The following is a 10,290-nucleotide window of genomic DNA, read 5'->3' as shown; positions in this document are numbered from 1 at the left end:
AAAGCGCGCGCCCAGCCAGAACTGGACCGGCGTGGCCAGCGCCCATTGCAGCCAGCCCGGCCGCATCATGTGCACGCCCAGCGGTTGCAACAGCATCGGCACCACCAGCGGCAAGGCCAGTAGCGCAGAAAACAATACCGGCAGCCAGTCCAGCGACGGCGTCTGGCGTGCGGCATCCTGTGTACTGCCTGTCGTGCGCGGCAATGCGGCGCCGTAACCGGCAGCCTCGACTGCGGCGATCAAGGCAGATGCCGGGGTGCCGCTGCCGACCTTAATGCGTGCGCTATCGGTAGCGAGATTGATGCTTGCATCGAGCACGCCATCGACCTTGCGCAAGGCTTTTTCCACCCGGCCGGCGCAGGATGCGCAAGTCATGCCGCTAATGTCGAGCACGATGTCTTCCTGCGGCACGCTGTAGCCGGCTTTTTCTATCGCTTGCCGGATTGCCGCCGCATCGACGGCGGCAGCGGCTTCGACCACAACGGTATCGGTGGCCAGGTTCACGCTGGTATTGCGCACGCCGGGTATGGCATTGATGGCTTTTTCCACGCGCGATGCGCATGACGCGCAAGTCATGCCAGCTACGCCTAGCGTGATCCTATGTGTGCCGGGTGCTGCCTGCTGCAGGGTCGTCATGATAAGGCTCGCGGGAAATGGAAATGATGGAGTGTTGACCTTACCATGATGGGAAGGTCAAGCGCATTTTCAAGAGGTAAAAGCAGGTCGCATCCTGCCGCCAGTACAAATCGTCATAGTCAGTGCCTGACTTTGACGATTTGTATTTTGTTGAAGCATGGAAACTAAATCGCTCAATGCCCGCTTTCGACCCAAAGCAGACGCTCGACACTACTTGTCGCAGATGTTTCTGTCAGGCCGAAGCTTTAATTGCCTGCAAATATAAAAATCACTAGTGAAGCAATGCTCATAAGCGTTCTTATAAGATGCAAAGCGTTCCAACGGCTGAGAAGCATTTCGATACTCTTTTCATTCGAATTTTGGTCGAGAGCCATCATTCGGTTGTTGGTTGGCATGATCACAAAAATCGTGAACGGCACGACCAGCCCAAGCAGTACGCCTGCTATTAACGAAGCGGTTCCACTTCCATTTAGCCAGGCACTGAGGGCAAACAGGAAGCCTAGAATCGCTAGCGAGGCCTGGAGGATCGTTGCACGGCGATAGCTTGGTTTCCACTGCGACAGGGCAACCGTTGCCCCACACGACATCCGTGCCGGATGTTCTACCGCATTGATATAAAGAGCCGCACCTGCAAAAAGGGCGCAGCAAAAAGTCGCGAGAGAGTGCAGTAATGAATCCATGATGTTCCCCATCGGTTTAGAAGATTTCGCTAACATCGCATGACTTGACAACCAGTTTACAATTACGTAAACTGGTTGTCAAACATCGTTTTAAAGGAAATGCAGTGTCTGACCGATCCCTACCCGACTACGATCCTGTGACCGAAATCATGCTGGAAATCTTTCGGCTCAATGGCCGCCTGCTTGTCAAAGGCGATGAAATGGTAGTTCCCCTCGGACTATCAAGTGCGCGATGGCAGGTGATTGGTGCAATTGCCTTGGCGGCCAAGCCGATGACCATTCCGCAGGTTGCCGAGCTGATGGGGATTACGCGGCAGGGAGCGCTCAAACAGCTGAACCGGTTGGAAGAAGAAGGTTTCGTAGCGCCGGCGCCAAATCCTAGGCATGAACGCTCGCCACTCTATTCCTTAACTGCCAAAGGGCAGAAAGCCTACGTTGAAGCCGAAAGACTACAAGCAACCTGGGCATCGACATTATCTGAAGGGCTACCTGCCAAGGATTTGATACTGACTTTGCAGACGCTACGGTCGTTATATGTGCGGCTGGAATTACCTGTACCCAAGAAAGGAAGCTAATCATGAAAACCTATGTACATGCTATGGCAGGAACACTTGCCTTACTAACCGTAGCAGTGTTTGTTACCTCTACCTTGGTTGTGGAACTATTCTTGGACCACGAGGCAGTCGCTACGGTCAAGCGTTCAATTGCTTATGCCATTCCGTTGCTAGTGCTATTCATGGCGATGGCTGGTGGCTCGGGTTTTTCACTAGGTAAAAGCCGCTCCGGTGCCATTGTCGCTAGAAAATCGAAACGGATGCGATTCATCGCGCTAAATGGCATGCTTGTCCTCGCTCCGGCCGCAATATTCCTCCATCTGAAGGCCTCTGCTGCAGCCTTCGATGCCGCATATTTCGGCGTTCAAATCGCCGAAATATGCGCAGGCTTACTCCAACTGGCACTACTAGGACTAAATTTTAAAGACGGCCTCACTCTTTCAGGCAAGCTGAGAAAGTAAAATCCGCCAAGTTAGAAAGTCATTGAACACCGCTCCGAATAGTAGCGACGCCCACCCATGCTTTAACGACTGCTTCTGGCCTATAGTGGACGTCCGTTTATGACCCATTGTTTTCATTTTATTTCGCCAGCGATCCTCCACTTGAGACTGCTTTTTTAAATGTGAAGATGTAATGTCAGTAATCGTTTGATTTATTTACTTTGATCTGTGGCTCTAACTATGACTATGGGCAGCTAGTACCCATAGTCATATTCAGTGCCTGACTTTGACGGTTCCTTGGGCAATGCTGTCGGATAGCTGGGATAGGCTGAAACTAAGCCGGATTTTCAGCGCTGAATTCTGCTTTCGCAAACAGCTCTGCAGTCCATTCGGCGAAGGCGCGTACCTTCGCCGACAAATGGCGATTCGGTGGATACAGTATCCATACCGGTACCGTTTCAGATACATAGCCTTCAAGTACGGGTACTAACTGGCCCGACGTGGTGTATTCGTTTGCGATAAAAGCCGGTAGTTGTATCAGCCCTATACCTGCGCACGCAGCGATGGCACAGATATCGAAGTCGTTGATGGCGACGCGTTGCCGGCCTTGAACTGCCGTTTGTATCTTGTCCTGTTCGTAAATAAACGGATAAGTCTTGCCGGTTTTGGAGGAGAAGAAATTGACGACCTGATGGCGTTCCAGTTCTTCCAGATCCCTAGGTGCGCCGTGTTTTGCCAGGTAAGAGGGCGCAGCGTAAGTGATCATGCGGAAGTCTCCCAGGCGCCTTGCCACTAACGATTCATCATTGATGTCGCCGCCCCGGATCACGCAATCTATGCCTTCATTCACCAGATCAACGGGCCGGTCGGAACAGCCCATTTCGAGATCGATTTCAGGATAGCGCGTGAAGAAGTCGGCGAGCGCCGGCGCAATGATGCGGCGACCGACTGCACCGGGAACGTCGACACGCAACCTGCCTTTCGGCGACATCGCAGCATGACTGACGGCTGCTTCAGTTTCTTCCAGTTCGCTCAATAAACGGATCGCACGCTCGTAATAACCGGCACCTTCCGGCGTTACGCTGACATGGCGCGTGGTGCGATTCAGCAGTTTGACGCGCAGGCGTTTTTCCAGTGCGATGACTTGTGCCGACACGGTCGCCTTCGGCAGATTGAGCGAAACAGCGGCCTTGGTGAAGCTCGTTAGCTCAACCACGCGTGTAAAGGCCAGCATAGTGTCGAAGCGATCCATCGCGTTATTCCGTTATCGATTAAGGTTGTTGTGATTCTAGAGTATTTATTCCGGCTGTTCGGTAGAAGCAGGGCAGCCATGCTCTGCAGAGAGACTCTTTGCCAGGTTGGGCATAAACAAAAAGAGACCGATATTTTTATCGATCTCTTTTTCATTCAAGGCTGGTAATCCCGCGCATGTGCAATCTCAGGATTGCCGTTTATTTGGGAGCCGGCCAGGCACGCATGGCCATGGCGGCGATGGCAAGTAGTTTGTCGCGGTCGGCATGGTCTCTTGCCTGTGTCGACATCCCCTGTATCACTGTCCAGTAAAAATTGGCGAGGCCGCTTACGTCCGTGTCGGGTGGCAGCTCGCCATTGTTGACGCCTGTTTCAACTCTGGTGCGGATCATGTTTTCGACATGGTCGCGACGTTCTATCATCGCGTGCTGTACATGTTCGGCAGAAGCCGAGCAATTGGTTGCCGCTGTATTCATCAGGCAGCCGGGCGGATGGCTGGGACAGGTGAAATCCACCGCGGCGCTTTGCAGCAAGCGCTCTATTGCATCGCGCGCGCGCGGCGCCTGGTTGAACAGGCATAGCAGGGCGTCGCAATTCTCGGTCGAATAACGTTCGACCGCTTCCAGAAACAATTTTTCCTTGTCGCCGAATGCGGCATACAGGCTGGGCGGCGTGATGCCCATCGCCGACGTCAATTCCTGCAGCGATGCTGCTTCATAACCGTAGCGCCAAAACACCAGCATTGCCCGCTGAAGCGCAACTTCACGATCGAATGACAACGGCCGGCCAGTCTTTTTACGTGGCTTTTCGGATTTATTTTCTATTTCCATAGTGATCGATAGTAAACCTCTTGACACCCGAAAACAAGCGCTATAAAGTCACAAACTTAATCCGTAGTGATCGCTATTAAATATGACGTTTGCATGACAAAGCGTCAGTTCCCGGAGTGTATTTTTTAAAAAGATGATTAAAGGTCATCAGTTTTTGCGTCAAATATGAACGACTGTCCAGAAATTATAGATAGTTCTTCATAAATATCAGTATTTATCTTTGATTGATGGATTCATATACTTCGCTCATCGAATCAGGTTTTACAGGGGCAACAAAATGAAAAATCAAATTTCACGTCGTTTTTCGCGTCACTTATATCAAGCCACAGCGGTGGCCGCAAGCACATTGGTGATCTCTGTTGCGATGCACAACGGCGCTTTCCAGGATGCAATCTATGACAGTGCATTGACCGGCGGCGCGATGTGGGCCAGCGCTACGTCGATAGGCGCTTTTACGCAATCGACGTCGGCGGAGCAGCACTGAGATGGGTTCGAGCGGCACAGTTCTGCGCAGTTCAGCAGTTGGTCCGTGGACCACGTCGTTTAAAACGTCGGCAGAGGCGCGCGAAATCGGTTTGCGCGTATTTGGTAAAAACGGCGGCAAAAACGGAACAGCAGAATTGTTGCCCTTGGTGGTTTACTTCCACGGCGGTTTCTTTACCTGTGGTGCGGTGGAAGATGCCGACGGCATTGCCCGCGCCTTGTCGGAAAAAGCAGTCGTCGTCGCGGTGGATTATCCGCTGGCCGGCGATACCTCTTTCCCCGGCATCACCGAAGTTGCATACGAAGCCTTGCAATGGGCATATGACCATGCGGATGGACTGGGTGCTGACGGTACGCGCGTGATGGTGGCGGGTGATCAGGCCGGCGGCAATCTGGCTGCGGCAGTTGCGATGATAGCCCGCGACCGATTGACACCGACCTCGCGCGGCATCTGCCTCAAGGGTCAGATCCTGATCACGCCCATGCTCGATCCCAGCCAATCGTCCAGGTCCATGAAGGCGCTCGGCAAATGCGTTTGCCAGCAAGGCTGGGCTGCGTATCTGCCTTCGACCAGCGATGCTCTGCATCCGTATGCCGCTCCTGCGCAATCGCGCCGTCTCGGCGGTTTGGTGCCGGCATTGGTCATCACTGCGCAGAACGATGCCTTGCGCGATGAAGCCGAACAGTACGCAGCCAGTTTGATCACCGCCGGCGTGCCGGTGCAGGTGCGGCGTTTTGCTGCGGAAATCGGACAACTGGTCGATCCGGCTCACGCAAGTTTTTCATCCGTCATATCAACGATCAAGCAATTTATTCAGGACCCAGGCTGATCCGGCAACGGTAGGCGCAAGCGGCACACGATTTTTCATCATTAACAAACATCCTTATTTACGCTTTTACTTACGTTTTTACTTAATTCTCAGAGGAATAAAAAATGCAAACCTCCACCACACCACGTTTTTCCCGTAGCACGATTGCGATTGCAGTCGGCGTTCTCCTGGTGATAGCCGTCGCCACCGTATCGTTGACTGGCCACGCAGAAAAAACTGCGCCTGCCGCACCGGCAGCGACACCCGTTACGGTTGCCACTGTTATCGAACGCGCTGTTACTGAATGGGATGATTTTTCCGGCAGGGTTGAAGCGATAGAACGGGTTGAAATCCGTCCGCGCGTTTCCGGCACCATCGATGCCGTGCATTTTCAGGATGGCCAGTTGGTGAAAAAAGGCGCATTGCTGTTTACCATCGATCCACGTCCATACAAAGCCGAGCTGGCTCGCGCAGAAGCAGCACGCGCAGGCGCATCAGCCCGTTTGGCATTGGCAAAAACCGAACTGGATCGTACCCGCCGCTTGCTGGAAGACCGCGCAGTCGCGCAACGTGAACTCGATCAGCGCGAAAACGCATTGCATGAAGCCGACGCCAATCTGAAGGCAACGGATGCTGCCGTACTGACCGCAAGACTGAATCTGCAATATACGGAAATTACTGCCCCTGTCAGTGGCCGCGTCTCCCGCGCCGAAATCACGGTCGGGAATCTGGTCGCAACCGGGCCAACTGCACCGACATTGACGACGCTGGTTTCTGTCTCGCCGGTGTACGTCAATTTTGAAGTCGACGAACCTACCTATATCCGTTATGCAGGCAACGGCACAGTCGGTAACAGCGGGGTGAATCGCATCCCGGTTTCCATCGGACTGACCAGTGAAGAAGGTTATCCGCGTCAAGGTCATGTGAAGTCTTTCGACAACCGCATCGACAACAGCTCCGGCACGATACGCGTGCGCGCCGTATTCGCAAATGAAGACGGCACGCTGACACCCGGCATGTATGCACGCGTACGTACCGGTGACTCCAATGCAAAGAATGCATTGCTGATCGATGACAAGGCAGTCGGTACCGACCAGGACAAGAAGTTCGTCATGGTGGTCGGCGCTGATAACAAGGCGGTTTATCGTCCAGTGACTTTGGGGCCTATGGTTGAAGGTTTGCGGGTTGTTCGCAGCGGCTTGAAACTGGATGAACGCATCGTCGTGAACGGTCTGCAACGCATACGTCCGAATGACACCGTGGCGCCAGAAGTCGTGAAGATGGATGCGCGTGTTGCGAGTGCAAATACAGGCAAGTCGGCAGGGCAGGCGGCTACAAGTGCAGTCAACTAAGTTGAATTTTTGAGCTGACCCCCGCACCCCACATTTAAAAAGAAGAAACTGAAATGAATATCTCTCGATTTTTTATCGACAGGCCCATCTTCGCAGGTGTGCTTTCGTCGATTATCCTGATCGGTGGTTTGATCTCGATGTTAAGCCTGCCGATTTCCGAATATCCGGAAGTCGTGCCGCCGTCGGTCGTGGTCAAGGCCAACTTCCCGGGCGCCAATCCGCAAACCATTGCGGAAACCGTCTCCACGCCAATTGAAGAACAGATCAACGGCGTCGAAGGCATGTTGTACATGCAATCGCAGGCAACCTCCGATGGCTTGATGACATTGACGGTTACTTTCAAACTGGGCGTGTCGCCTGATCAGGCGCAGCAACTGGTGCAAAACCGTGTCAATCAGGCCTTGCCGCGTTTGCCCGATGTCGTGCAGCGACTCGGTGTGACGACGACCAAGAGTTCGCCCGATCTGACGATGGTGGGTCACCTGGTGTCGCCTAACGATAGATACGACATGGCTTACCTGCGTAACTACGCAGTGTTGAACGTGAAAGATAATCTGGCGCGTTTGCCGGGCATAGGTGCAGTTCAATTGTTCGGCTCAGGCGATTATTCGATGCGCATCTGGCTCGATCCACGCAAGGTTGCAGAGCGCGGTTTGTCAGCCAATGATGTGGTTGATGCGATTCGTCAGCAAAACGTCAACGTCGCTGCCGGTGTGATCGGCGCCTCGCCATCCATTCCGGGTGTCGATTACCAAATCTCTGTCAATGCACAGGGTCGTCTGACTACGGAAGATGAATTCCGCGATATCGTGATCCGCACCTCGCCTGATGGCGTGATCACACGCTTGCGCGATGTGGCGCGGGTTGAACTGGGCGCCAGCGAGTATGCATTGCGCTCCCTGCTGAACAACAAGTCTGCGGTTGCCATTCCCATCTTCCAGTCGCCGGGTTCGAACGCGCTGGAAATTTCCAACAACGTGCGCAAGACGATGGCGGCTCTGAAAAAAGACATGCCTGATGGTGTCGATTACAGCATCGTCTACGATCCTACCCAGTTCGTTCGTGCGTCTATCGAAGCAGTTGTACATACTTTGCTGGAAGCGATTCTGCTGGTCGTGCTCGTCGTGATCATCTTCCTGCAAACATGGCGCGCATCGATCATTCCATTGCTGGCAGTACCAGTTTCGGTAATCGGCACGTTCGCAGTGATGATGGGGCTGGGTTTTTCCATCAATGCGCTCAGTCTGTTCGGGCTGGTGCTGGCGATCGGTATCGTCGTCGATGATGCGATCGTGGTGGTGGAAAACGTAGAGCGAAATATTGAAGACGGCTTGACGGCGCGCGAGGCAACTTATAAAGCGATGCGTGAAGTGTCCGGCCCGATTGTGGCGATTGCACTGACGTTGTCTGCTGTATTTATTCCACTCGCATTTGTCAGCGGCCTGACCGGTCAGTTCTTCAAGCAGTTCGCGTTGACGATTGCCATTTCGACCGTGATTTCGGCGTTTAACTCGCTGACCCTGTCGCCGGCATTGGCTGCCCTGCTGCTGAAAAGCCACGGTGCGCCGAAGGATAAATTCCAGTTAATGATCGATAGAGCGTTCGGCTGGTTCTTCGTACGTTTCAATAAGGTGTTCCATCGCGGTTCGGAAAAATACGGCACCGGCGTTACCGGTATTTTGAAACGCAAATCGGCATCGCTGGCAGTGTATGCAGTGTTGATCGGCGCGACGATGTTCCTGTTCCATCATGTACCGGCCGGCTTCATTCCTGGCCAGGACAAGCAGTATCTGGTTGGCTTCGCCCAATTGCCGGATGCAGCTTCGCTGGATCGTACCGAAGACGTGATTCGTCAAATGTCAGAAATCGGCATGAAGACACCTGGCGTGGAATCGGCAATTGCTTTCCCTGGTCTATCTATCAATGGTTTCGTCAACAGCCCTAGCTCAGGCATCGTCTTCATGTCGCTCAAGCCGTTTGAAGAACGCACGAGCAAAGAATTGAGCGGCCCGGCGATTGCACAAAAGCTGAACCAGCAAATGTCCGGTATTCAGGGTGCTTACATTGCGATGTTCCCACCACCACCGGTGCAGGGTCTGGGTACGATAGGCGGCTTCAAGTTGCAGATTCAGGATAGGGGCGCATTGGGCAAGGAGGCATTGAACGATGCGTTGAAGGCGTTTTTGGCCAAGGCTTACCAGGCACCTGAACTGGCCGGCATGTTCTCCAGCTATCAGATCAACGTGCCGCAACTGTATGCCGATCTGGATCGCACACGTGCGCAGCAACTCGGTTTGTCGGTACCGGCAGTGTTCGATACCTTGCAGGTTTATTTAGGCTCGCTGTACGTCAACGACTTCAATAAATTCGGCCGTACCTTCCAGGTACGTGTGCAGGCGGATGCACCTTTCCGTGCCCATGCTGAAGATGTCGGTTTGCTGAAAGCACGTAACAAGAATGGCGAAATGGTGCCGCTGTCATCGGTATTGAAAATGACGCAGAGCTACGGTCCAGATCAATTTATCCGCTACAACGGTTTCCCGGCAGCCGACGTGAACGGTGGACCTGCGCCTGGTTACAGTACAGGTCAGGCGCAAGCAGTGGTTGAGCGCTTGCTGGCAGAAACCCTGCCACGTGGTATCAGCTACGAATGGACCGAGATCACGTATCAGGACAAGATCGCCGGCGATACCTTGTTCATCATCCTGCCGTTGGCGATGTTGCTGGTGTTCTTTGTATTGGCGGCCCAGTACGAAAGCCTGACCTTGCCGCTGGCTGTATTGCTGATCGTGCCTATGGGCTTGCTGTCTGCCATCTTCGGTGTCTGGCTGACCGGTGGCGACAACAATATCTTTACGCAGATCAGTCTGATCGTGCTGGTGGGGCTGGCCTGCAAGAACGCGATTCTGATTGTGGAGTTCGCTCGCGAACTTGAACATCAGGGACGCGAAACCTATGCGGCAGCAATTGAAGCAGCACGCTTGCGTCTGCGTCCTATCCTAATGACATCGATCGCGTTTATCGCGGGTGTGGTGCCACTGATCCTGTCCTCCGGTGCTGGTGCAGAAATGCGTCATGCGATGGGTGTGGCGGTGTTCTCCGGCATGATAGGTGTGACTGCATTCGGTCTGTTCCTGACGCCTATTTTCTATGTATTGCTGCGCACGCTGGAGAAGAAATTCACCCGCAAGAAGGAACCGGAAGGCGAGGCCTATGTGGCGCATCCGGCTCCTGTCGCAATCGATACCCAGCATG

The 10,290-nt window shown here is 53.6% G+C and carries 10 protein-coding genes; 6 read left to right on the top strand and 4 right to left on the bottom strand.

Features of this window, described 5'->3' with window-relative positions:
* Positions 1 to 636: heavy-metal-associated domain-containing protein (locus Q7T06_RS09765; RefSeq protein ID WP_304784115.1), on the bottom strand; the 636-nt coding region annotated here is incomplete at its 3' end.
* 245 nt (positions 637 to 881) lie between these two features.
* Entirely contained in the window at positions 882 to 1,316 is a 435-nt protein-coding gene (locus tag Q7T06_RS09760) for a DUF1772 domain-containing protein (RefSeq protein WP_304784113.1), read from the bottom strand.
* 44 nt (positions 1,317 to 1,360) lie between these two features.
* On the opposite strand from Q7T06_RS09760, the gene Q7T06_RS09755 reads away from it, so the two are divergent.
* Both Q7T06_RS09755 and Q7T06_RS09750 read left to right on the top strand, forming a co-directional pair.
* A complete protein-coding gene (locus tag Q7T06_RS09755) occupies positions 1,361 to 1,891 on the top strand; it encodes a MarR family winged helix-turn-helix transcriptional regulator (RefSeq protein WP_304784111.1) in 531 nt (176 codons plus the stop codon).
* Positions 1,892 to 1,893: 2 nt separating this feature from the next.
* Positions 1,894 to 2,331, top strand: coding sequence for a hypothetical protein (locus Q7T06_RS09750; protein ID WP_304784109.1), 438 nt, complete (start codon positions 1,894 to 1,896; stop codon positions 2,329 to 2,331).
* Positions 2,332 to 2,644: 313 nt separating this feature from the next.
* Here the strand turns inward: Q7T06_RS09750 and Q7T06_RS09745 are convergent, their stop codons facing one another.
* Positions 2,645 to 3,562: a LysR family transcriptional regulator gene (locus tag Q7T06_RS09745; RefSeq protein WP_304784107.1), complete on the bottom strand. Its 918-nt coding sequence runs from the start codon at positions 3,560 to 3,562 to the stop codon at positions 2,645 to 2,647.
* A gap of 199 nt (positions 3,563 to 3,761) precedes the next feature.
* Positions 3,762 to 4,391, bottom strand: a complete 630-nt coding sequence (locus Q7T06_RS09740; RefSeq protein ID WP_304784105.1) for a TetR/AcrR family transcriptional regulator — start codon at positions 4,389 to 4,391, stop codon at positions 3,762 to 3,764.
* 277 nt (positions 4,392 to 4,668) lie between these two features.
* On the opposite strand from Q7T06_RS09740, the gene Q7T06_RS09735 reads away from it, so the two are divergent.
* From Q7T06_RS09735 to Q7T06_RS09720, 4 genes are all read left to right on the top strand, one after another.
* Positions 4,669 to 4,875: a hypothetical protein gene (locus tag Q7T06_RS09735; RefSeq protein WP_304784103.1), complete on the top strand. Its 207-nt coding sequence runs from the start codon at positions 4,669 to 4,671 to the stop codon at positions 4,873 to 4,875.
* A 1-nt stretch (position 4,876) separates the two neighbouring features.
* A complete protein-coding gene (locus Q7T06_RS09730; protein WP_304784101.1) occupies positions 4,877 to 5,704 on the top strand; it encodes an alpha/beta hydrolase in 828 nt (275 codons plus the stop codon).
* Between the two features lie 104 nt (positions 5,705 to 5,808).
* A complete protein-coding gene (locus tag Q7T06_RS09725) occupies positions 5,809 to 7,035 on the top strand; it encodes an efflux RND transporter periplasmic adaptor subunit (RefSeq protein ID WP_304784098.1) in 1,227 nt (408 codons plus the stop codon).
* A 53-nt stretch (positions 7,036 to 7,088) separates the two neighbouring features.
* Positions 7,089 to 10,290, top strand: a 3,202-nt coding sequence (locus tag Q7T06_RS09720; RefSeq protein WP_304784096.1) for an efflux RND transporter permease subunit, incomplete at its 3' end; no start/stop codon positions are given.

Source organism: Herminiimonas sp. (assembly GCF_030645555.1).
GTDB lineage: Bacteria > Pseudomonadota > Gammaproteobacteria > Burkholderiales > Burkholderiaceae_D > Oxalicibacterium.
This window is presented reverse-complemented; position numbering and strand designations above follow the sequence as displayed.

Excerpts from the sequence above, each read along its gene's own strand:
- Q7T06_RS09760 (WP_304784113.1), bottom strand. The coding sequence starts at position 1,316 with ATGGATTCATTACTGCACTCTCTCGCGACTTTTTGCTGCGCCCTTTTT.
- Q7T06_RS09750 (WP_304784109.1), top strand. The coding sequence starts at position 1,894 with ATGAAAACCTATGTACATGCTATGGCAGGAACACTTGCCTTACTAACC.
- Q7T06_RS09745 (WP_304784107.1), bottom strand. The coding sequence starts at position 3,562 with ATGGATCGCTTCGACACTATGCTGGCCTTTACACGCGTGGTTGAGCTA.
- Q7T06_RS09740 (WP_304784105.1), bottom strand. The coding sequence starts at position 4,391 with ATGGAAATAGAAAATAAATCCGAAAAGCCACGTAAAAAGACTGGCCGG.
- Q7T06_RS09735 (WP_304784103.1), top strand. The coding sequence starts at position 4,669 with ATGAAAAATCAAATTTCACGTCGTTTTTCGCGTCACTTATATCAAGCC.
- Q7T06_RS09730 (WP_304784101.1), top strand. The coding sequence starts at position 4,877 with ATGGGTTCGAGCGGCACAGTTCTGCGCAGTTCAGCAGTTGGTCCGTGG.
- Q7T06_RS09725 (WP_304784098.1), top strand. The coding sequence starts at position 5,809 with ATGCAAACCTCCACCACACCACGTTTTTCCCGTAGCACGATTGCGATT.